General features: G+C 33.8%; 1 protein-coding gene. It reads left to right on the forward strand.

Features of this window, described 5'->3' with window-relative positions; genetic code table 11:
- A partial coding sequence (locus tag ACM6HU_RS27390; protein WP_414848552.1) for a tetratricopeptide repeat protein occupies positions 1–727 on the forward strand: 727 nt, incomplete at both ends.

The raw sequence follows: 727 nt of genomic DNA on the forward strand, positions 1-727 counted from the left end.
ATTAGAACTGTATGTTCGTGATACGGACTCAATGCCTTTATTACTAAAGGTCTACGGTGTTCTCATATACTACCATGCTCGAAACTATAAATTAATATATGTAGCGTCACTTGTCGATCAAGCGTCACAAGTGATTCCGGATCAAATAGAAACACAAGATATGGAAGATTATATATATTATCTAATGGCTAAAGGACTTTATTTTTTTAATAAAGAAGATTATGTTACTGCATTTGAAATTTACAAGAAGATAGAAAATATGCTTGGTCCTGAAGAAACGGTGCAACATGCTCATATATATTACAACATAAGTCAACTACGTATGAGCCTTGATAAAGATCAAAGTATTAGTCGCATGTATGCCAAAAAAGCCTATAAACTGTATGGGAAATTTAATAAAGAACAAGAAAAAATACATGTGTTAATCAGTCTTGCGATGCAATACAACAGGGGGAAACTACCAGAACAAGCCATGAAATCTTTGAAACAAGCAGAAAATGAAGCGAAGACGAATTACAATCCTTTGAATGTATGTTTGATTGCGTATAATTACGGGAAAATCTATCAAGGCTTGAAAGACTATGCGAATGCGATTCCATATTATGAAAAAAGTTTAGAACTGAGTGAGTATCTCCCGCGAACAGCTGATAAGGTGTATATACTCCGGAATTTAATAGAAATTCATATGGAGCGAAAGGACTGGCATACTGTTAATAAACTGATAGAT

The organism is Bacillus sp. IT-79MI2 (genome assembly GCF_949768135.1).
Taxonomy (GTDB): Bacteria; Bacillota; Bacilli; order Bacillales; family Bacillaceae_G; genus Bacillus_A; species Bacillus_A pseudomycoides.